The sequence below is a fragment of the Tabrizicola sp. genome (assembly GCF_030694085.1).
GTDB lineage: Bacteria > Pseudomonadota > Alphaproteobacteria > Rhodobacterales > Rhodobacteraceae > Tabrizicola.
Map to the genome: position 1 here is coordinate 85,788 of NZ_JAUXZE010000093.1, position 19,310 is coordinate 105,097.

The following is a 19,310-nucleotide window of genomic DNA, read 5'->3' on the forward strand; positions in this document are numbered from 1 at the left end:
AGCAACTGAACGCCTCTCCAGCGCGGGCCTTCGGGCCTGCGCTGTCATTTCCGGGGGATGCATGCGCCGCTATCTTTTTCCCGTCATCCTGGGGGTCTCCGGGGTCGTCGTCCTGATGAGCCTGGGTTTCTGGCAGCTGGACCGGGCGGAGGAAAAGCGCGTCTACCTTGACGAGATCGAGATACGGATCGCCAATGCGCCGATCCCGCTGCCCGCAGTGCCCGAGGAGGGGCCGCACAAGTTTCAGGCGGTGACGGTCGAGGGGCAGTTCACGGGCGAGTATCTGGAGGTGCTGGCCGGCCAGAAGGGCGCCAGCCCCGGCGTCATGGTGATCGAGGCCTTCGCTCTGCCGGATGGCCGCCGGATCATGGTCCAGCGCGGCTTCGTCGAGGAGGAGGCGCGTAGGGTCCCGCGCCCACCGCACGAGGCGAAGGTCGAAGGCAACCTGCACTGGCCGGACGACAGCAGCAGCTCCACCCCGCCGCCGGATCAGAAGACGGGACTGTGGTTTGCCCGCGACGTCCCGGCGATGGCCGCCAGGCTGGGCACAGAGTCGACACTTATTGTCGCCAGCGCGCCAACCGGTGACGGGATCGCGCCGATGCCGGTGGATACCTCGGGTATACCCGACAACCATTGGGGCTATGCGATCCAGTGGTTCCTCTTGGCGGCGACCTGGGCGGGGATGACACTGTTCCTGCTCTGGCGTATCAGGACGCGGAAGGTTTGAAGGCGACAGCGATGCAGTACATCTCGACCCGCGGCACGGCGCCGGTTCTGGGCTTTGGCGAAGCGATGATGACGGGCCTGGCCCGCGATGGTGGGCTTTACGTGCCCCAGACCATCCCGGTGCTGACCAGGGCCGAGATTGCGGCGCTGGCAGGCGCGCCCTACGAGGAGGTCGCGTTCAAGGTGATGCGGCCCTATCTGGGCGGGTTCTTCGCCGACGACGAGTTCCGGGGCCTGATCGCCAAGGCCTACCAGGGCTTCCACCACGCCGCCCGTGCGCCGATGGTGCAGCTGGGGTCGAACCACTTCCTGCTGGAGTTGTTCCACGGGCCGACCCTGGCCTTCAAGGACTTCGCCATGCAGCTGATCGGCCAGATGATGCAGGCGGCACTGGCCAAGACCGGCGAGCGGATCACAATCGTCGGCGCGACCAGCGGAGACACCGGCTCGGCGGCGATGGAGGCGTTCCGGGGGCTGGCGAACGTCGATGTGTTCATCCTCTTCCCGCATGGCCGCGTCAGCGAGGTACAGCGGCGGCAGATGACGACGCCGTCCGAGGCGAACTGTCATGCTTTGGCCATCGACGGCGATTTCGACGAGGCGCAGGCCCGCGTGAAGGACATGTTCAACGACTTCGCTTTCCGCGACGGGGTGCGGCTGGCCGGAGTGAACAGCATCAACTGGGCGCGGGTGCTGGCGCAGGTGGTCTATTACTTCTACGCGGGCACGGCCCTGGGTGCGCCGCACCGCGAGGTCAGCTTCACCGTGCCCACGGGCAACTTCGGCGACATCTTCGCGGGCTACATCGCCAATCGGATGGGGCTGCCCATCGACAAGCTGGTGATCGCGACCAACCAGAACGACATCCTTGACCGCGCCTTGCGGTCGGGCGACTACCGAACCAACGGGGTCAAACCCTCGATCAGCCCGTCGATGGACATCCAGGTGTCCTCGAACTTTGAACGCGCGCTGTTTGATGCCTATGATCGGGACGGCGCGGCGATTGCGGCGCTGATGGGCGAGATGAAGGCGGGCGGATTCTCCATTTCCCAAGGGGCCATCGACAGTCTGCGCGCGACCTTTGCCTCTGGCCGTTGCGACGAAGACGAGACGTTGGCGGTGATCGCGCGGCACTGGAAAACGACCGGCGAACTTCTCTGCCCGCACACCGCTGTGGGGGTGAAGGTCGCCGAAGAGCATGTTGGCGGCGCTCCGATGATCACGCTGGCGACCGCACATCCCGCAAAGTTCCCTGACGCCGTGCAGCGCGCCACGGGCAACCGTCCCGGCCTGCCGCCGCATATGGCGGATCTTTTCGACAAGCCGGAACGGGTGACGCGGGTGCCGAACGACCTTGCGGCCCTGCAGACCCTAGTTCGCGAAAGGATTGCCCACTGATGCAGCGCCTGCACACCCTGCCCAACGGGTTCCGCATCGTGACCGAAGCGATGCCGGGGCTGCAATCCGCCTCGGTCGGCGTTTGGGTCGAGGCCGGCGGGCGGCACGAGACGCCCGAACAGAACGGCATCGCGCATTTCCTTGAGCATATGGCCTTCAAGGGTACCCGGCGGCGGTCCGCCCTGCGGATCGCCGAGGAAATCGAGGATGTGGGGGGCTACATCAACGCCTACACCAGCCGCGAGATGACCGCCTATTATGCCCGCGTGTTGTCGCAGGACGTGGTGATGGCGCTGGACGTGATTTCGGACATCGTGCTGAACCCGGTGTTCCGCAAGGCCGACATCGAGACCGAGCGTCACGTGATCCTGCAAGAGATCGGGCAGGCGCTGGACACGCCCGACGACATCATCTTCGACTGGCTGCATGAAGTCAGCTACCCCGACCAGCCCTTCGGCCGCACCATCCTGGGCCCGGAAGAGCGGGTGTCGTCCTTCCGCAAGGCCGACTTCGAAGGCTTCACCGGCGCGCACTACGGCCCCGACCAGATGATCCTGTCGGCGGCAGGGGGCGTGGAGCACGACGCCATCGTGGCCGCGGCAGAGCGCATCTTCGGCGGGCTGAAGCCGGTGGGGGCCTCGAAGGTCGAAGCCGCGCGCTTCGTCGGGGGCGAGCGGCGCGAGGTCAAGGACCTGGAACAGGTGCATTTCGCGCTGCAGTTCGAAGCGCCCGGCTACCGCGACGACAAGGTCTACACCGCTCAGGTCTATTCGACGGCGATGGGGGGCGGCATGTCGAGCCGCCTGTTCCAGAAGATCCGCGAGGATCGGGGGCTGTGCTATTCGATCTATGCCCAGTCTTCGGCCTATGAGGACACCGGGCAGATCACCGTCTATGCCGGCACGTCGGAGGCCGAGATCGGCGAGTTGACGCAACTGACCATTGCCGAGCTGAAGCGGGCCGCCGACGACATGACCGAGGCCGAGGTCGCGCGGGCGCGGGCACAGTTGCGGGCGGGGCTTCTGATGGGGCTGGAAAGCCCGTCCAGCCGCGCCGAGCGCAATGCGCGACTGTTGTCGATCTGGGGCCGGGTGCCGGACGTGGCCGAGGCCGTGGCGAAGATCGACGCGGTCGACACCGCCGCCGTGCGCGGCTATGCGGCCGAGCTGACGGCGGCGAAGGCAGCACTGGCGATCTACGGGCCGGTCGCCCGCGCACCGGGCATCGACGAGGTCCGCACGGGACTTGCCGCCTGATGCTGGGCCTCAAGCGCCGTGTGAGGGTGGAGACGGAGCGGATGACGCTGCGGCTGCCCGAACATGGCGATTGGCGGCAATGGTCGGACCTGCGAGAGGCCTCGGCGGAGTTTCTGGTGAAATGGGAGCCGGTCTGGGCAAACGACCACCTGACGCGGCGGGCCTTCACCAATCGCGTCTACTGGGCGCAGCGCGCAGAATCGCAGGGCCAGGCGTTGCCGATGCTGCTTATCCGGCGCGCGGACCAGCAGCTTCTGGGCGCGCTGACGCTGGACAATATTCGCCGGGGGCCGTCGCAGACCGGCACCTTCGGCTACTGGATCGGCGAGCCCTTCGCGCGACAGGGCTATATGCGCGAGGCGATCCTGGCCTTGACCCACCACGCCTTCACCCGGATGGACCTGTCGCGGCTGGAGGCCGCCTGCCTGCCGGAAAACGCGGCCTCGCGCGGGGTGCTGGAGAAGTGCGGCTTCAAGTATGAAGGCGTCGCGCAGAGTTACCTGCAGATCAACGGGCGCTGGCGGAACCATGTGCTTTACGCCAACCTGCGGGGGGACCGGCGCGGGCGGACGGACGTCGGCTGACGGTTCGGGCGGTGGTCGAATTGAGCGCCTTGGCAGGCGCGAAGGCTCTTGGTCTCGCGGTTTTGCGTGAAGGACGCAAAACCGCTCGGAGATGCTCCGCAGGGGATATTTGAGCAAATGTGAAAGGCATCCCGGATGGCCGTTCGTGTCGCACTTCTGCGGGGAGTGAATGTATCGGGCGCGGGAAAACTGCCGATGGCGGAGTTTCGCGCGATGCTGGAGGAATTGGGATACGGCGGGGTGCAGACCTACATCCAGTCCGGCAACGCGGTCTTCGAGAGCGACCTTGCCGCGCCGGTCCTGGAGAGAATGATCGAGGACGCGGTGGCCGCGCGGTTCGGTTTTGCGCCGGAAACCTTTCTGCGGACAGCCGATGAGATCCGCGATGCGTTGGCTGATCATCCGTTTGCCGACGCGGACCCCGCGCGTGTGCATGTCTTCTTCCTGCGCGGTACGCCAACCCCGGATGAGGCGAAGCTGCGCGCGCTGGCCCTGCCGGGGGATGGCTGGCACGTCGGGCCGCGCCGTTTCACTCTGCACACCCCAGTGGGCATCGGCCGGTCGCAGTTGGCCGCGAAGCTTCCGCTGCAAGGGCCGATGACTGCCCGGAATCTGCGCACGATTGCCGCTTTGGCCGCCTTGGTGGGGTGATCGCGCATCCGTGATCGCCCCTGTGCGTGACGCAAGGACAATCCGGGTTACCCTTCGATGAAACTGGAGGTGACCATGCGCCTGCTAGCTGCCCTTGTCCTGCTTGCCACGCCCGGAGTGGCACAGGACCGCATCCCGTCGCACTGCATTGCCGTGGCGGCGGGTGCGCCCTTGGTGGTTCCCGTGGCGCTGGAGGAGGGTCTGGAGCCTGACAGCATCCTGATCCGCTACATTGACCATGCGAGTTTTGCCATAGTCACGGCAGATGGAACGGTGGCGGTGACGGACTACACCGGATACCTTGGCAGCTCGGATCTGGTGCCGGACGTGGTCACCATGAACAACGCCCATTCGACGCATTGGACCGCTGCGCCGGACGCCCGCATCCCGCATGTGCTGTCTGGTTGGGGCGAAGGGGTGGCTGCGGCGGATCACCGGCTGGATCTGGGGTCGATGCTGGTGCGGAATGTCACGACCGACACCCGCGGCCCGTTCGGAGAGGGTGCGCGCCGCGACGGCAACTCGATCTTCATCTTCGAGGCCGGGGGGCTTTGCATCGGCCATCTGGGCCACCTGCACCAGATCCCCTCGGACGAGCAATATGCGGCGATCGGGCGGCTGGACGTGGTGATGGTGCCGGTGGATGGCGGCTACACCATGCGGATGCAGGACATGGCAGGAGTGGTGAAGCGGTTGCGGTCCTCGGTCGTGATCCCGATGCACTGGTTCAGCCGGTCCTCGCTGGACCGGTTCCTTGCCGAAATGGCGGCAGAGTTCACCGTGGTCGAGACCGGCGGCGCGCAGATCGCACTGTCGCTGGACGATCTGCCGTCTCAGCCGACGATCATGGTGCTGGAACCGGCCTATCTCGACTAGCCTCTCCGGCTGCCCTTGATATGAAGGGCGGGAAGGAGACGCCGATGCTGAACCCCTGCGATCCCGGTTTCGTCGCAACGCTGTCGGCGCTTCTGCCCGAGGGCACCCTGTCCATACCCGAACCGCGGCATCTGGAGGAGCCACGGGGACGCTGGACCGGCCAGGCCGGGGTGCTTGTGCGGCCCTGGACCACGGCAGAGGTGGCGGCGGTTGTGCGGGCCTCGGCGGCTGGGCGGGTGGGCGTGGTGCCGGTCAGCGGCGGGACGGGGCTGGTAGGGGGGCAGATCATGACCTCTGGTCCGGCGCCGGTCCTGCTGTCGCTGGAGCGGATGACGGCACTGCGCGGGGTCTGGCCCGAAGAGAACGCGCTGGTGGTCGAGGCCGGGATGGTGCTGGCCGACGTTCAGGCTGCGGCAGAGCAGGTGGGACGGCTCTTTCCGCTGAGCCTGGCGTCGGAGGGAAGCTGCCGGATTGGCGGGAACCTGGCGGCCAATGCCGGGGGGACGGCGGTTCTGCGCTACGGCAATGCGCGCGACCTGTGCCTTGGGCTGGAGGCGGTATTGCCGGACGGAAGTGTCTTCAATGGCCTGACGCGGCTGCGGAAGGACAATGCGGGGTATGACCTGAGGCACCTCTTGATCGGGTCGGAAGGGACACTTGGCGTGATCACGGCAGCAAGCCTGAAGCTGTATCCGCGGCCTGCGGCCAGGGTGGTGGCGCTGCTGGCGGTGCCGTCGCCTGCGGCGGCGCTTGCGCTGCTGGCGCTGTGTGGCGAGCGGGCTGCGGGGATGATCTCGGCTTTCGAGCTGATCCATCGGATCGGGTTTGACTTCCTGGCCGAGACCGGCTTCCCGTTGCGTGCGCCCTTCGACCCAGTGCCTGAATGGCTGGTGCTTCTGGAACTGGAACTGCCCGTGGGCCACGAGCCAGAAGTGACGATGGCCGGGCTTTATGAGGCGGGGGCCGAGGCTGGGCTGCTGACCGACGGGGTGATCGCGACGTCGGAGACGCAGGCGGAGGCGATCTGGGCTTTGCGCGAGACGATCCCTTTGGCGAACCGGAAGGTGGGGGCGGTGTCGAGCCATGACATCTCGTTGCCACTGTCGGCGATCCCGGGCTTCATTCTTGATGCGCCACGGGCGATTGCGGGGCTGGGGGCGTTTCGGGTGAACTGCTTTGGGCATCTGGGGGACGGCAACCTGCACTGGAATGTCTTCCCGGCGCGGGGGCATGCCAAGTCCGAACATGAGGCCGTGCGCGACGAGGTGAAGCGGGTGGTGCATGACATGGTGCACGCCCTGGGCGGGTCGGTCGCGGCGGAACATGGGGTGGGGCGGCTGAAGGTCGCGGACTTGGCGCGCTACGCCGACCCAGGCAAGCTGGCGGCGATGCGGGCGATCAAGTCGGCGCTGGACCCGGTCGGGATCATGAACCCCGGGGCAGTGCTGGGCTGACAGGGCCGCTCGTCGATGAACGTCGTCACTCCTTGCAAGGGGTGCCGTAGTCGCCGAGAAACGCACGAAGTGAATGTGGGATCGTCAGGGGGCTGCGGGAATGAAACATCCCCGCCGCAGGGAACCTGCGACGGGGTGCTTTGGGGGTGTGTGGGTCACGCTGTGGGTAGCAGCGCGGTCAGGGTGGGTAGCCCTGACAAGCACCGGTGTAGGGTGATTCTCTTTAAGGACGGTTAACGGAAGCCCTCTTGGCCGAACGGCGCGCTGATTTCGTCGAAGAAACCAGCCCTTGGTTCTCGAACATCCCTGTGCCGCCAGATCTTGCCGGTGTCAGAGGCCCTCGAACGCGCACAGGGCGTGGACATCCATCCCCATCGTTTCCAGCTTCTTCCGCCCGCCAAGGTCGGGCAAATCAACGACGAAGGCGCAGCCGATGACTTCGGCCCCCAGCCGTTCGATCAGGCGGATGCCGGCCTCGGCGGTGCCGCCGGCGGCAAGGAGGTCATCGACAAGGAGGACTTTCTCCCCTGGCTGCATGGCGTCGTCATGCACCTCGACCACCGCCTCGCCGTATTCCAGCTTGTAGGCTTGACTGATGGTCTGCCCGGGGAGTTTTCCCTTCTTGCGGATCGGGACGAAGCCGGTCGACAACTGGTGCGCCACGGCCCCGCCGAGGATGAAGCCGCGCGCTTCCAGGCCCACGACCTTGTCGATCCGCAGTCCCGCATAGGGCGCGAGAAGCTGGTCCACGCACATCCGAAAGCCGCGCGGATCGGCGAAAAGAGTGGTCACGTCGCGGAAGAGGATGCCTTCGTGCGGAAAGTCGACGATGGTGCGGATGTAGTCCTTGACGGTCTTGCGGGGGGTCATTTCGGGCCTTTCAGAGAACGCGGGCAGCGACGGCGTCGAGTTTTGCCAGCAGATCGGGGTCACGCTTGTCGGGGGCGGTCATGATGGCGTGGGAGAGGGCGCGGTCGCAGCCGTGGGCGCAGGCTTGCCGGTCGGCGTCCATCAGGGCGGGCAGGCGGGTGACCAGGCCACGCGCGGCGGCGGCGTTCGCCTGGACCACGGCAATCACCTGTGCCACGTCCACTGCGCCGTGGCTGTCGTGCCAGCAGTCGTAGTCGGTGACCATCGCGAGGGAGGCGTAGCACAGCTCGGCCTCGCGGGCGAGGCGGGCTTCGGAGAAGCCGGTCATCCCGATCACGTCGGCGCCCCAGGTCCGGTACATCCGGCTTTCCGCGCGGGTGGAGAACTGGGGCCCTTCCATCGACAGGTATGTCGCGCCCTCGTGGACGGTCAGACCTTCGTCGCGGGCGGCCTGCGCAGCCAGCGCGCCGAGGCGGGGGCAGGTCGGGTCGGCAAGGCTGACATGGGCGACGCAGCCGGGGCCGAAGAACGACGGGGGCCGCTGGGTGGTGCGATCGATGTACTGGTCGACGAGGACGAAGTGGCCCGGTTCGTACTCCTCACGGAGGGACCCCACGGCGGAAACGGCGAGGATGTCGGTGCAGCCGAGGCGCTTCAGGGCGTCGATGTTGGCCTGGTAGGGGACGGAGGTCGGCGTGTGGACATGTCCGCGACCGTGGCGGGGCAGGAAGGCGACGGGCAGGCCGTTCAGGCGGCCCACAAGGACCTCGTCGGAAGGCTTGCCCCAGGGGGTCTTGACCTTGACCCAGGAGGCGCCTTCCAGACCGTCGATCTGGTAGACCCCCGATCCTCCGATCACGCCGAGCATGGTCTGCATGGGGGCCTCCCTGGGGCTGGACGGGACGGAGGATAACGGGCCGGCGTGATCCTGTCCACGGTGGACAGATGCGGCGATGGCTGGAATTTCAAGGGGTTGGGCGCAGGCGTTAGGGAAACGTTAGGACTTGGGCGCAGGCAAAATCCTTCGAAGGATTTTGCAAATCTTTTCGAAAAGATTTGCGGCGCCCTCAGGCCTTGCGGGGTTTCACATGCTCGAGGCCCCAGGCAGCAAGGCCCACCATCAGTCCCCAGAAGGCCGCACCGATCCCGAAGGCGGCCATGCCCGAAGCGGTGGTCACCAGGGTCAGCGTGGCCGCGAGACGCTGGTCGGGGTGGGTGAAGGCGGCGCTCAAGGCTCCCAACAGCGGGCCAAGCAGGGCCAGCGCCACCAGGGCCGCGACCACGGGGGCGGGCAGGGCCGCGATGAGTTGCAGTACAGTGGGACTGAGCAGGCCCAGCAGCACCCAGACCCCGGCATAGGCGAGACCGACGATCCAGCGGCGGTCCTTGTCGGGATGGACGTCGGGACCAAGGCAGATCGCGGCGGTGATGGCGGCCATGCTCACGGTATGGGCCCCGAAGAAAGCCGTCACGGTGGAGATCAGGCCGGTGGTGGTCAGCGCGGCCGAGACCGGGGGCTCATACCCTGCGGCGCGCAAGGTGGCGAAGCCCGGCAGGTTCTGCGAGGCCATCGTCACCAGGTACAGCGGCAGGGCGAGGCCGAGGATGACGCCGGGGCGGAAGTCGGGGGTGGTGAATTCCAGAAGCGGAACTGTCAGTCGGAGGCCGGAAAGGTCCGTTCCGGTCAGGAGGCCCAGCGTGATTCCGGTGGCGAAGGCGGCGAGGGTCGCCATCGCGGGGTTCCAGAGCCGGACGATCAGGAAGACTGCAACCATCGGCAGGACAAGCGCGGGGAGGGCCTGCGCGGCGGTTGCGCCCTGCAGGCAGAAGGGAAGGAGGACCCCGGCCAACATTCCTGCGGCGATTCCATCGGGGATGCGGGCGACCAGGGCTCCCAACGGGCGCAGGGCTCCGGTCGCGGCGATGAGGAGGCCGGTCACGACGAAGGCGCCGACGCCCTCGGCGAAACTGATGCCGTCGGTGGCGGCGATGAGAGCGGCTCCGGGAGTGGACCAGGCAAGGACAACCGGGACTTTCGAAGTCCACGAGAGGAGCGCGGAGCCAAGGGCCTTGCCCAGACTGATGGCGAGTAGCCAGCTTGCAGTCTGTTCGGGGGTTGCTCCCAACGCGGTTGCGGCTGCGAGGAGGATCGCGACCGAGGCTGCGTAGCCCACAAGGGCGGCCACGGTGGCGGCAGATAGGACAGAGGCCCGCATGAAGACTCCAAGCGCCTTGAACGGCGGGACTATTTCGTGGGCACCGGCGGGCTGCAAGGGGGGAAAGGCGGCGACCCCCAGGGAGGAGGAGAGGGGGCCGCCGAAGATCGGCGCACCCCGGGAGGAGGATGGGGCGTCCGATGGCGTGCGGGCTTTCGCCCGGAATTGGGGGCGACGGTGCCGGGGAGGAGGGTTGGCACCGTCGCTGGTCCTGTCGGCCCCGGGAGGAGGTGGGGCCTTGGGATGGTTTGCGCGGCGACGCCAGGGAGGAGGAGAGGCGCCGCCGCAGTACCAGGCAACCCGGGAGGAGGTGGGCGCCCGATGTCGTTGGGCCTTTGCGGCCCGGAATTGGGGGCGACGGTGCCGGGGAGGAGGGTTGGCACCGTCGCTGGTCCTGTCGGCCCGGGAGGAGGTGGGGCCTTGGGATGGTTTGCGCGGCGGGACCAGGGAGGAGGGTTGGTCCCGCCGCAGTATCAGACGCCAGGGAGGAGGAGAGGCGTCAGATCAGGTTGGACCGCAAGGTCCGAGGAAGGCGCGGCTTTGCCCAGGGAGGAGGAGGGGCATCGCCGCAATCGTCAGGGTCCAGGGAGGAGGACGGACCCGGACGAAATCTTACTTGCCGTAGGCCGCCTCGCGGGCGATCTCGGTGATCCGCAGGCGCGAGATGCCCAGATCGGTCAGCTCGCGGTCGGTCAGTGCGTTCAGTTCGGCAACCGTCTGCGCGTAGACGCGGCGCTGGGTGATCGCGGTCAGGACAGCGTCCTTCAGATACGCCAGGCGGTCGGCAAAACCCTTGCGGGCGTAGCGGGTGGTGTTCACATAAGCCATGTCACTCAAGCCTCTTCAGTTTGGTCAGCAACGTTCTGTCGCGCTGTTAGGGGTAACATGGACCTCATGCTGCAGATGCACAATACTGGGTCTCGGCAATGCTGCCATGCAGTATACGCATGGCTGTGGTCACGGAAATGTCATGATTTATTAAGGTCTTCGCGGAATTTTTGAGCGTTTGGTCAACGGACCTTGCCCTTCCGCTGAAACGCTACGACCTTAGTGCAAATCTTCAGCGGAGTTGAAACGATGGCGGTGGATCGGAACGATGTGATGCAGGTCCTGGCGGGGGTCGGGCACCCTGGCGGCGGCGATCTTGTCGGTCGGGATCTGATTCGGGCGCTGACCGTCGACGGGGGTGTCGTGCGCTTTGTGATCGAGGCGGCAACGCCTGACGAGGCGCGCGCTTTGGCCCCGGCGCAGGCCGAGGCAGAGGCGAAGCTGAAGGCGGTGCCGGGGGTGACCTCGGTGCAGGTGGTGATGACGGCGCATGGGCCGGCGGCGAAGGCGGCCCCGCCCGGTCTGAAGATCGGCCAGCATCCGACGCCGCAAGCGGGCGGGCCGCAAAGGATCTCGGGGATCGACCGGATCATCGCGGTCGCAAGTGGCAAGGGCGGCGTGGGGAAATCCACGGTCGCGTCGAACCTGGCGGTGGCTCTGGCGCGGCGGGGGCGACGCGTGGGGCTCTTGGACGCTGATATCTATGGGCCAAGCCAGCCGAAGATGATGGGGGTGTCGAAGCGGCCGTCCTCGCCCGATGGCAAGATCATCGAGCCGCTGGTCGCGCATGGGGTGACGATGATGTCGATCGGCCTGATGCTGAAGGAGGACGAGGCCGTGGTCTGGCGCGGGCCGATGTTGATGGGGGCGCTGCAGCAGCTTTTGGGGCAGGTGGCCTGGGGCAAGCTGGATGTCCTGATCATCGACCTGCCGCCCGGGACGGGGGATGTGCAGCTGACGCTGTGCCAGCGGACGCAGTTGACCGGGGCGATTGTGGTGAGCACCCCGCAGGACGTGGCGCTTTTGGATGCGCGCAAGGCGCTGGACATGTTTTCGAAGCTGAAGACGCCGGTGCTGGGGCTGGTCGAGAACATGTCGACTTACATCTGCCCGAACTGCGGGCATGAGGCGCATATCTTCGGCCACGGCGGGGTGGCGGCCGAGGCGGCGAAGCTGGACCTGCCGTTCCTGGGCGAATTGCCGCTGGCGCTGGATGTGCGGGTGGCGGGCGATGCGGGCACGCCGATCGCGGCGACGGACGGTCCGCTGGCCGCGCCCTATCTGGCACTGGCCGACCGGCTGATCGCGGGCGGGATGGGCTGACCCGTCCACCCCTTTCCCAATCGACCGGAAACCCGCCCCTCGTGGCGGGTTTTTGCTTTCGGGGCAGGTTTTGGTTGATTACATACCAACTGGTCGGTATTCTTTGGCGATACTCAGCGAGTCGCCAGGTCGACCGCATGTCCTGAAGGAGGAAGGGAAGATGGCCCACAACATTCGCACCTGCCTGTGGTTCCGCGACGGACGCGGCCCCGAGGCGGCGGCCTTCTATTGCGACCTTATTCCCAACAGCCGGGTCGAGCGCAGCTTTGGTGCCGATGCCGGCATGGGGCCGTTCTCGGTGACGGACTTCACCTTGGCCGGAACGCCCTACCAGATCCTTGACGCGGGTCCGCACTTCACGCTGACCGAGGCCGTGTCGATCAGCGTCGAGACGGACGATCAGGCTGAGTCCGACCGGCTGTGGGATGCGCTGACCGAAGGCGGCGAGGAAAGCGCCTGCGGCTGGCTCAAGGACCGTTTCGGCGTCTCGTGGCAGGTCTTTCCGCGACGGCTGTCGGAATTGACGATGAACAAGGACCCCAAGGTCGCGGCGGCTGCGATGGGCGAGATGATGAAGCAGTCGAAGATCGACATCGCGGCGATCGAGGCGGCGGTGCGGGCGGTGCAGGCATGACGGCCCGGGCAGAGATCGAACAGATGCTGGGCGCCTGGTCCGCAGCGGTCCGCGCCCATGATCTGAACGGTGCGGTCCAGGGCCGCAGCGCCGATATCGTGATGTTCGACGTGCCCGCGCCGTTGCAAGCCAAGGGCATCGACGCCTATCGCGACACCTGGACGCTTTATTTCGGCGACGAAGGCTCTCGTCGGTTCGACCTGCTGGAAACCCACATCGTCGCGGGCGAGGACGTGGGCTGGGTCCGGGCCATCCTGCGCTGCACGACCGATGATGCGCCTGCGGGCCGCTTGACGATGGGCCTTCGGCGCGTCGACGGGCGCTGGGTGGTCGAGCACGAACATCACTCGTTTCCGGTGCCGCAGGCATCGTGACGCGACGCGGTATCGAAAGGACAAGACGGATGCGAACGATCAGGATCATCGAGCATATCTCGCTGGACGGGGTCATCCAGGCCCCTGGCGGGCCGGAGGAGGATCTGACCAACGGCTTCGACTATGGCGGCTGGGCCTTTCCCCATCACGGCGACGAGGCAGGCGGGGCGATCGACGCGGCACAGGGGGTTGGTTTCGATCTTCTGCTGGGCCGGACGACCTATGACATCTTTGCGGGCTACTGGCCGAAGCAGACAGGCCCGATGGCCGACAGCCTGAACGGCGCACGAAAGTTCGTGGCGACCCACCGGCCGGACAGTCTGGCCTGGGGGCCGGTCGAGAGCCTGGGCGCGGACATCGTGGCAGGCATCCGCAGGGTCAAGGGCGCGGGCGGCCCCGACCTGATCGTCTGGGGCAGTTCGACCCTGACGCCGCTGCTGATTGCCGAGGGGCTGGCGGATGAGGTGGTGCTGCTGGTCTTCCCGGTGCTGATCGGGCGGGGCAAGCGCATCTTCTCGGATCTGGTGCAGCCGTCGGAATTGAAGCTGGCGGACAGCAGGGCGACGCCCTCGGGCGTGGTCGTCTCGACCTACAAGCCCGCCGGCGCGATGCGCACCGGAAGTTTCTGAAGCGAAGCACATCCAAGGGAGGAAATCATGAACGACACACCAGCCGACCAGCGTTACTGCCCGGACGACCGGATCATGCAAGGCGTGATCCCCTATTTCGCGATGCCCGGAAAGGCGGGCGAAGCGGCGGACTTCTATGTGAAGGCCTTCGGCGCCAAGGACATCGGCCGGATGCCCTATCCAGACAAGCCAGGCTTCATGCATGTCCAGGTCGCGATCAACGGCGGCGCGCTGATGCTGACCGACGAGGGCGGCATGTCCAGTGTCGATGCCACGGGCAACCCGATGCCGCAGGGCCACCTGCAACTGGTGGTGCCCGACGGGCAGGCCTGGTGGGACCGGGCGGTGGCGGCGGGCTGCGCGGTGGTGGCCCCCTTCGAGCGGCAGTTCTGGGGCGATACCTGGGGGCTGCTTTCCGATCCGTTCGGGGTGAAATGGGCGGTGTTGACACCTGATCCCGCTCTTTGGGACAAGGGGTGATGTTTACCCCGGTGCCAGAGTGACCGCAGCGTCCCCCGTTCCCGTTCCCGTTCCCGTTCCCCCCGTTCGCGTTCCCAGGGGTGAGGCGCGCGCGCGGCTGATCGAGGCCGCGCGAAGCCTTGTGCGCCACAAGGGCTTTGCCGCGACCTCGGTGGACGAGCTGTGCGCGGCGGCGGGGGTGACGAAGGGGGCCTTCTTCCACCACTTCGCCAGCAAGGAGGCGCTGGGCGTCGCTTTGGTCGAGGACTGGACGCAGATGACCGGGGCGATGTTTGCCGCCCATCCCTATAACACGCTGCCCGATCCCCTGGATCGGGTCCTGGCCTACCTTGACCTGCGGCGCGAGATTCTGGGTCAGCCGCTGGCAGAGTTTTCCTGCGTGGCGGGCACGACGGTGCAGGAGGCCTATGAAAGCTCACCCCCGATGCGCGAGGCGGCCGAACGCAGCATCCGGTCTGGCTTTGCCCATGTCCTGCCGCACCTGCAGGAGGCTCTTGCCGCGCAACCGGTGCCGGGGGTGACGGCGGAAAGCCTGGCGCAGCAGTTCCAGGTCGCCACCCAGGGCGGGATCATCCTGGCGAAGGCGCTGAACGACCCAGCCCCCGCGCGCGCCGCCTTTGACCATCTGGAGCGCTACCTGCGGCTTCTGTTCGGCAGGCCCGTCAAGCGGTGACCCCGTCCCGGGCCTGACCCGGGACCTTGCGGGTTGGCAAAAGCCCTGGGACGTGTCGCTGCGTGAGGACTTCGAATCACATGCCACGGGAAATCGTGGGAAACGGCGGGTCAAAGCTGTTCTCCGCGAGGTGATTCAGGCAGATTCGCCGGAACTTCCCTGCGGTTTCCGCAGTTCACGCGCCTATCGCGAAATTTCTCGGGAGATCACGGGACTGTCATTGCCTGTGACGCCTTCACAAGATGTAGGGGAATTCAGTCAGCAAACTCCCTATTGGTTGAGAAATCCACCGATCTCGCACCACAAGATACTGGGTTTCAGGCCGTCTTAACACAAGATCGGGCCCACCCTGTCCCAACTTTTCCCTTGCTTTCCCATGCAATCCCATTCAAGTTCAGCTCACGACGATGAGATGGGCAAGTGAAAGTCAGGGGCGGACTAAAGACCCCGAACAGGCGTAAGGCAGCTTCATACAGGCAGCCCCTTTCATCGGACGTATAGATCCGGCGCGCGAGCGAGCAGACATCTCCCCCAGGTGGCGCGCGTAGCTGGACGCCCAGCGATGGGACAGCGGCGGATCGGGTAGTGGCAGCAACCCGGTCCGCCTTTTTCATTTCATCGCTTCGGGACTGACGTGGAATTGAAAAGGCCAGGCGATGGCAGAGGCGTTCAGAGGCGAGTTCTACCAGAAGGTAGACGGGAAGGCGCGGGTCTCGATCCCGGCGGCCTTTCGTGCCGTTCTGAACGCGGATGACCCCCAGAAGGGCGAAAAGGGCGGCGCGCGGCTGTACATGGTCTACGGCGGCAAGTCGCGGAATTTCGTCGAGTGCTATTCCAAGCAGGGCGCGGACCGGCTGGCCGAGGATATCGAGGCGATGGACATGGGCTCGCCGGAACGGGTGCGGGCCGAGCGTGACCTGATCAGCCGGTCGGTGATGGTCGAGATCGACGCCGATGGCCGCATCGTCCTGCCGCAGCGCGTGCGCGAGAAGATGGGTTTCGCGGGCGATCTGCCGGGCGAGGCCGAGGCGGCTTTCGCCGGCTTCACCAACCGCTTCCGCCTCTATCGCCGCGAGGTCTACGAGGCCGAGCTGGAAGCCGAAGACGACGACGAGATCGACCCGCTGACGCTGGTCGGGAAGCACAAGCGGACGGGGTAGGCCGATGAAGGGTCCGCTGCGCCGGTCTCCCGAAACTGGCCGCCCGTCCAGTGATGATCCCCATGTTCCGGTATTGATCGAGGCGATTGTGCGGGAGTGTGCGCCCGTTTCCGGCGTCTGGCTGGACGGGACCCTGGGGGCCGGTGGATACACCCGCGAATTGCTGAAGGCGGGCGCGGATCGGGTGATCGGGGTAGACCGCGATCCCTTGGCGCTGAAGATGGCCGCCGACTGGGCTGCGCCTTACGGCGACCGGGTGCGGCTGGTGGCGGGGACCTTCTCGGACCTTGACGATCTGGCGGGGGAGCCGCTGGATGGGGTCGTCCTGGATCTTGGGGTCAGCTCGATGCAGCTGGACCTGGCCGAGCGCGGGTTTTCCTTCATGAAGGACGGACCCCTCGACATGCGGATGAGCCAGTCCGGGCCAAGCGCGGCAGACCTGGTGAACACCTCGGACGAGGGTGTGCTGGCCGATATCCTGTATCACTACGGCGAGGAGCGCGCCTCGCGCCGGATCGCCCATGCCATCGTCGCGGCGCGGGCGGTCGAGCCGATCCAGACCACGGCGAAGCTGGCCGAGATCGTGTCGAAGTGCCTGCCGCGACCGAAGCCGGGGCAGTCGCATCCCGCGACGCGCAGCTTCCAGGCCATCCGCATCGCGGTGAACACCGAATTCCAGGAGCTTGCCGAGGGCCTGAACGCCGCCGAACGCGCGCTGAAGCCGGGGGGGCTTCTGGCCGTGGTGACGTTCCACAGCCTTGAGGACCGGATCGTGAAGCGGTTCTTCCAGCTTGCCAGCGGACAGGACCCGAACGCCAATCGCTATGCCCCCGCAAAGGCCGACACCACCGCGCGGTTCGAGATGGTCACCCGCAAGGCGGTGGCCCCGGACGAGGCCGAAGTGGCCCGCAACCCGCGCGCACGATCGGCGAAGCTGCGGGTCGGTCGGCGGACCCAGGCCCCCGCCAAGACGCTTGCACCGGCTGAGCTTGGCCTGCCGGAAATCCAGAAGAAAGGCCGCCGCTAGATGCGCCCCGTTTTGTATGTGCTTTCCTTCCTGGCCCTGATCGCCCTTGGCTTCTGGGCCTACCGCGAGAACTATGCGACCCAGGCCGCGCTGAAAGAGGTCGAGGCGCTGCAACGCCAGATCGTCGGCCTGCACGAGGCCTTGACGGTGCAGAAGGCGGAATGGGCCTACTTGAACCGCCCGGACCGGCTGCGGGACCTGGCGACGGTCAACTTCGACCGGCTGGGCCTGTTGCCGATGGAGCCATCGCAGTTCGGCACCGCCGCTCAGGTCGCCTATCCAACCCCGAAACTGCCCGACATCAGCTTCACGCAGGATGTCCAGGGCACGATCTCTTCCGAAGCGGAGGGACTTTAGATGCGCACACCCCTGCGTCCCCTTGCCCGCATCCTGCAGGCCCGGCAGGAGGGTCTGAACCCCGACACGATCGAAAAAGAGAACCTGAAGCTTCGGCATGAGGCGCTGCGGGAAAAGGCACGGGGGCGGGCGCAGTTCCGCCTGCTGATACTGTGTGCAAGCTTCGTCATTGCCTTCGGGGCGATCGGCGCGCGGATGGGATTGATGGCGGCGACGGAACCGATGGAGCCCCGGGCAAGTGCGCCGGGCGCCGAGATCATCGCCCAGCGGGCCGACATCACCGACCGCAACGGTCGGGTTCTGGCCACCAACATGACGACCCATGCGCTTTATGCGCATCCGAAGGTGATGGTCGATCCGAAAGGCACCGCGCAGAATCTGGCCGAACTTTTCCCCGAACTGGATGCCAAGGCGCTGGAGCGGCGGTTCACCGATGGGCGCAGCTTTGTCTGGATCAGAAAGGTCCTAAGCCCCGAACAGATGCAGAAGGTCCACGAGATCGGCGATCCGGGCCTGCTGTTTGGCCCGCGCGAAATGCGGCTGTACCCGAACGGGATGCTGGCGGCGCATATCCTTGGCGGAACCTCCTTTGGCGCGGAAGGTGTTCATTCCGCCGAAGTGATCGGCGTGGCGGGGATCGAGAAGGCGATGGATGCGCGGCTTCGCGACCCTGCGCAGGGCGGCAAGCCCTTGACGCTGTCGATCGACCTGACGCTGCAATCCACCATCGAGGAAGTGCTGGTCGCCGGAATGAAGATGCTGAATGCCAAGGGCGCGGCGGCGATTCTGATGGATGCGCGCACCGGCGAGATCCTGGCGATGGCGTCCTTGCCCACCTTTGATCCGAACGACCGGCCCAATCCCCTGGTCGACAAGACCGCCGAACCCGGCGACAGCCCATTGTTCAACCGCGCGGTCCAGGGGGTTTACGAGCTTGGCTCGACCTTCAAGATCTTTGCTGTCGCGCAGGCGATGGACCTGGGTCTTGTCGGGCCCGAGACGATGGTCGACGCCAATGCGCCGATGATCTGGGGCCGGCACAAGATCAAGGAATTCGAGGGCAAGAACTATGGCCCGCTGCTGTCGGTCACCGACGTCATCTCCAAGTCCTCGAACGTCGGGACGGCGCATATCGCGCTGATGATCGGTCCCTTGCGGCAGCAGGCTTTCCTGAAGTCGCTCGGGTTCTTCGAGCCGACGCCGGTCGAGCTGATCGAAGCCCCCGGCGCCCGTCCGCTGATCCCGAAGAAATGGCCCGAGATCGTGACGATCACCACCTCTTACGGCCACGGCATGTCGGCCAGCCCGCTGCACCTGGCGGCGGCCTATGCCGCGATTGCCAACGGTGGGGTTGCGATCAAGCCCACCCTGCTGAAGCGCGAAGGGCCGACGACCGGCGTCCGGGTGATGAGCGAGAAGACCGCGTTCGACTCGGTCGCGATGCTGCGCCGCGTGGTGACCGAGGGCACGGCGTCCCTGGGCGAGGTGCCGGGCTATGAGGTCGCGGGCAAGACCGGGACGGCGGACAAGCCGAAGAAGTCCGGCGGCTACTATGACGACAAGGTGGTCAACACCTTTGCGTCCATCTTCCCCGCCAGCAATCCCCAGTATGTGCTGATCGTGACCCTGGACGAGCCGCAGGACGACACCCTGTCGCAGACGCGGCGGACTGCGGGCTGGACCGCGGTGCCGGTCGCCTCCGAGATCATCCGGCGCGTCGCTCCGTTGATGGGGTTGCGGCCCAAGCTTGAACCTGTCGCGGTGGATGCGGTAACAGCCGCCAGCAACTGA

Annotated in this window: 21 protein-coding genes; 17 read left to right on the plus strand and 4 right to left on the minus strand. The window is 66.4% G+C overall.

What is annotated here, in order from left to right; genetic code table 11:
* Positions 1-61: 61 nt before the first annotated feature.
* From Q8M85_RS21460 to Q8M85_RS21490, 7 genes are all read left to right on the plus strand, one after another.
* Positions 62-730, plus strand: coding sequence for an SURF1 family protein (locus Q8M85_RS21460; RefSeq protein WP_305548539.1), 669 nt, complete (start codon positions 62-64; stop codon positions 728-730).
* A gap of 11 nt (positions 731-741) precedes the next feature.
* Positions 742-2,127 (plus strand): threonine synthase, encoded by a 1,386-nt coding sequence (gene thrC, locus Q8M85_RS21465; RefSeq protein WP_305548541.1) that lies wholly within the window; start codon positions 742-744, stop codon positions 2,125-2,127.
* Positions 2,127-3,383, plus strand: a complete 1,257-nt coding sequence (locus tag Q8M85_RS21470; RefSeq protein WP_305548543.1) for a pitrilysin family protein — start codon at positions 2,127-2,129, stop codon at positions 3,381-3,383. The genes thrC and Q8M85_RS21470 overlap by 1 nt, the downstream gene beginning before the upstream one ends.
* The gene (locus tag Q8M85_RS21475) at positions 3,383-3,967 is read left to right on the plus strand and encodes a GNAT family N-acetyltransferase (RefSeq protein WP_305548545.1); all 585 of its coding nucleotides are present in this window, start codon (positions 3,383-3,385) and stop codon (positions 3,965-3,967) included. The genes Q8M85_RS21470 and Q8M85_RS21475 overlap by 1 nt, the downstream gene beginning before the upstream one ends.
* A 135-nt stretch (positions 3,968-4,102) precedes the next feature.
* Complete coding sequence (locus tag Q8M85_RS21480) at positions 4,103-4,618, plus strand: DUF1697 domain-containing protein (protein WP_305548547.1); 516 nt, start codon at positions 4,103-4,105, stop codon at positions 4,616-4,618.
* A 75-nt stretch (positions 4,619-4,693) separates the two neighbouring features.
* Complete coding sequence (locus Q8M85_RS21485) at positions 4,694-5,494, plus strand: MBL fold metallo-hydrolase (RefSeq protein WP_305548549.1); 801 nt, start codon at positions 4,694-4,696, stop codon at positions 5,492-5,494.
* A gap of 44 nt (positions 5,495-5,538) precedes the next feature.
* Positions 5,539-6,948 carry an FAD-binding oxidoreductase gene (locus tag Q8M85_RS21490; RefSeq protein ID WP_305548551.1) on the plus strand — a complete coding sequence of 470 codons (1,410 nt, stop codon included), beginning with the start codon at positions 5,539-5,541 and terminating at the stop codon, positions 6,946-6,948.
* Between the two features lie 330 nt (positions 6,949-7,278).
* Here the strand turns inward: Q8M85_RS21490 and Q8M85_RS21495 are convergent, their stop codons facing one another.
* The 4 genes from Q8M85_RS21495 to Q8M85_RS21510 form a co-directional block, all read right to left on the minus strand.
* Positions 7,279-7,818: an adenine phosphoribosyltransferase gene (locus Q8M85_RS21495; RefSeq protein WP_305548552.1), complete on the minus strand. Its 540-nt coding sequence runs from the start codon at positions 7,816-7,818 to the stop codon at positions 7,279-7,281.
* A gap of 10 nt (positions 7,819-7,828) precedes the next feature.
* Positions 7,829-8,695, minus strand: coding sequence for an S-methyl-5'-thioadenosine phosphorylase (locus Q8M85_RS21500; protein WP_305548554.1), 867 nt, complete (start codon positions 8,693-8,695; stop codon positions 7,829-7,831).
* A 190-nt stretch (positions 8,696-8,885) separates the two neighbouring features.
* Positions 8,886-10,034 (minus strand): benzoate/H(+) symporter BenE family transporter, encoded by a 1,149-nt coding sequence (locus tag Q8M85_RS21505; protein WP_305548556.1) that lies wholly within the window; start codon positions 10,032-10,034, stop codon positions 8,886-8,888.
* 612 nt (positions 10,035-10,646) lie between these two features.
* Positions 10,647-10,862 carry a DUF1127 domain-containing protein gene (locus Q8M85_RS21510; protein ID WP_305548558.1) on the minus strand — a complete coding sequence of 72 codons (216 nt, stop codon included), beginning with the start codon at positions 10,860-10,862 and terminating at the stop codon, positions 10,647-10,649.
* 249 nt (positions 10,863-11,111) lie between these two features.
* On the opposite strand from Q8M85_RS21510, the gene Q8M85_RS21515 reads away from it, so the two are divergent.
* From Q8M85_RS21515 to Q8M85_RS21560, 10 genes are all read left to right on the plus strand, one after another.
* Entirely contained in the window at positions 11,112-12,185 is a 1,074-nt protein-coding gene (locus Q8M85_RS21515; protein ID WP_305548560.1) for an Mrp/NBP35 family ATP-binding protein, read from the plus strand.
* 160 nt (positions 12,186-12,345) lie between these two features.
* Positions 12,346-12,819 carry a VOC family protein gene (locus tag Q8M85_RS21520; RefSeq protein ID WP_305548562.1) on the plus strand — a complete coding sequence of 158 codons (474 nt, stop codon included), beginning with the start codon at positions 12,346-12,348 and terminating at the stop codon, positions 12,817-12,819.
* Positions 12,816-13,193 (plus strand): nuclear transport factor 2 family protein, encoded by a 378-nt coding sequence (locus Q8M85_RS21525; protein WP_305548564.1) that lies wholly within the window; start codon positions 12,816-12,818, stop codon positions 13,191-13,193. Before Q8M85_RS21520 ends, Q8M85_RS21525 begins: the two co-directional genes overlap by 4 nt.
* Positions 13,194-13,222: 29 nt before the next feature.
* A complete protein-coding gene (locus Q8M85_RS21530) occupies positions 13,223-13,822 on the plus strand; it encodes a dihydrofolate reductase family protein (RefSeq protein ID WP_305548566.1) in 600 nt (199 codons plus the stop codon).
* Between the two features lie 27 nt (positions 13,823-13,849).
* Positions 13,850-14,302 carry a glyoxalase/bleomycin resistance/extradiol dioxygenase family protein gene (locus Q8M85_RS21535; protein ID WP_305548567.1) on the plus strand — a complete coding sequence of 151 codons (453 nt, stop codon included), beginning with the start codon at positions 13,850-13,852 and terminating at the stop codon, positions 14,300-14,302.
* A 19-nt stretch (positions 14,303-14,321) separates the two neighbouring features.
* Positions 14,322-14,975 (plus strand): TetR/AcrR family transcriptional regulator, encoded by a 654-nt coding sequence (locus Q8M85_RS21540; RefSeq protein WP_305548569.1) that lies wholly within the window; start codon positions 14,322-14,324, stop codon positions 14,973-14,975.
* A gap of 656 nt (positions 14,976-15,631) precedes the next feature.
* Positions 15,632-16,135, plus strand: a complete 504-nt coding sequence (locus Q8M85_RS21545; protein WP_305548571.1) for a division/cell wall cluster transcriptional repressor MraZ — start codon at positions 15,632-15,634, stop codon at positions 16,133-16,135.
* A gap of 4 nt (positions 16,136-16,139) precedes the next feature.
* Positions 16,140-17,162, plus strand: a complete 1,023-nt coding sequence (rsmH, locus tag Q8M85_RS21550; protein ID WP_305548573.1) for a 16S rRNA (cytosine(1402)-N(4))-methyltransferase RsmH — start codon at positions 16,140-16,142, stop codon at positions 17,160-17,162.
* Positions 17,163-17,519: a cell division protein FtsL gene (locus tag Q8M85_RS21555; RefSeq protein ID WP_305548575.1), complete on the plus strand. Its 357-nt coding sequence runs from the start codon at positions 17,163-17,165 to the stop codon at positions 17,517-17,519. It begins immediately after the preceding gene.
* Positions 17,520-19,310, plus strand: a complete 1,791-nt coding sequence (locus Q8M85_RS21560) for a penicillin-binding protein 2 (protein ID WP_305548577.1) — start codon at positions 17,520-17,522, stop codon at positions 19,308-19,310. It begins immediately after the preceding gene.

What these genes read in the sequence shown, in the direction of transcription:
- Q8M85_RS21520 (WP_305548562.1), top strand. Translation starts at nt 12,346, where the DNA reads ATGGCCCACAACATTCGCACCTGCCTGTGGTTCCGCGACGGACGCGGC.
- rsmH (WP_305548573.1), top strand. Translation starts at nt 16,140, where the DNA reads ATGAAGGGTCCGCTGCGCCGGTCTCCCGAAACTGGCCGCCCGTCCAGT.
- Q8M85_RS21515 (WP_305548560.1), top strand. Translation starts at nt 11,112, where the DNA reads ATGGCGGTGGATCGGAACGATGTGATGCAGGTCCTGGCGGGGGTCGGG.
- Q8M85_RS21505 (WP_305548556.1), bottom strand. Translation starts at nt 10,034, where the DNA reads ATGCGGGCCTCTGTCCTATCTGCCGCCACCGTGGCCGCCCTTGTGGGC.
- Q8M85_RS21560 (WP_305548577.1), top strand. Translation starts at nt 17,520, where the DNA reads ATGCGCACACCCCTGCGTCCCCTTGCCCGCATCCTGCAGGCCCGGCAG.
- Q8M85_RS21490 (WP_305548551.1), top strand. Translation starts at nt 5,539, where the DNA reads ATGCTGAACCCCTGCGATCCCGGTTTCGTCGCAACGCTGTCGGCGCTT.
- Q8M85_RS21510 (WP_305548558.1), bottom strand. Translation starts at nt 10,862, where the DNA reads ATGGCTTATGTGAACACCACCCGCTACGCCCGCAAGGGTTTTGCCGAC.
- Q8M85_RS21525 (WP_305548564.1), top strand. Translation starts at nt 12,816, where the DNA reads ATGACGGCCCGGGCAGAGATCGAACAGATGCTGGGCGCCTGGTCCGCA.
- Q8M85_RS21475 (WP_305548545.1), top strand. Translation starts at nt 3,383, where the DNA reads ATGCTGGGCCTCAAGCGCCGTGTGAGGGTGGAGACGGAGCGGATGACG.
- Q8M85_RS21460 (WP_305548539.1), top strand. Translation starts at nt 62, where the DNA reads ATGCGCCGCTATCTTTTTCCCGTCATCCTGGGGGTCTCCGGGGTCGTC.
- Q8M85_RS21535 (WP_305548567.1), top strand. Translation starts at nt 13,850, where the DNA reads ATGAACGACACACCAGCCGACCAGCGTTACTGCCCGGACGACCGGATC.
- Q8M85_RS21495 (WP_305548552.1), bottom strand. Translation starts at nt 7,818, where the DNA reads ATGACCCCCCGCAAGACCGTCAAGGACTACATCCGCACCATCGTCGAC.
- Q8M85_RS21485 (WP_305548549.1), top strand. Translation starts at nt 4,694, where the DNA reads ATGCGCCTGCTAGCTGCCCTTGTCCTGCTTGCCACGCCCGGAGTGGCA.
- Q8M85_RS21470 (WP_305548543.1), top strand. Translation starts at nt 2,127, where the DNA reads ATGCAGCGCCTGCACACCCTGCCCAACGGGTTCCGCATCGTGACCGAA.
- Q8M85_RS21480 (WP_305548547.1), top strand. Translation starts at nt 4,103, where the DNA reads ATGGCCGTTCGTGTCGCACTTCTGCGGGGAGTGAATGTATCGGGCGCG.
- Q8M85_RS21500 (WP_305548554.1), bottom strand. Translation starts at nt 8,695, where the DNA reads ATGCAGACCATGCTCGGCGTGATCGGAGGATCGGGGGTCTACCAGATC.
- thrC (WP_305548541.1), top strand. Translation starts at nt 742, where the DNA reads ATGCAGTACATCTCGACCCGCGGCACGGCGCCGGTTCTGGGCTTTGGC.
- Q8M85_RS21530 (WP_305548566.1), top strand. Translation starts at nt 13,223, where the DNA reads ATGCGAACGATCAGGATCATCGAGCATATCTCGCTGGACGGGGTCATC.
- Q8M85_RS21545 (WP_305548571.1), top strand. Translation starts at nt 15,632, where the DNA reads ATGGCAGAGGCGTTCAGAGGCGAGTTCTACCAGAAGGTAGACGGGAAG.
- Q8M85_RS21555 (WP_305548575.1), top strand. Translation starts at nt 17,163, where the DNA reads ATGCGCCCCGTTTTGTATGTGCTTTCCTTCCTGGCCCTGATCGCCCTT.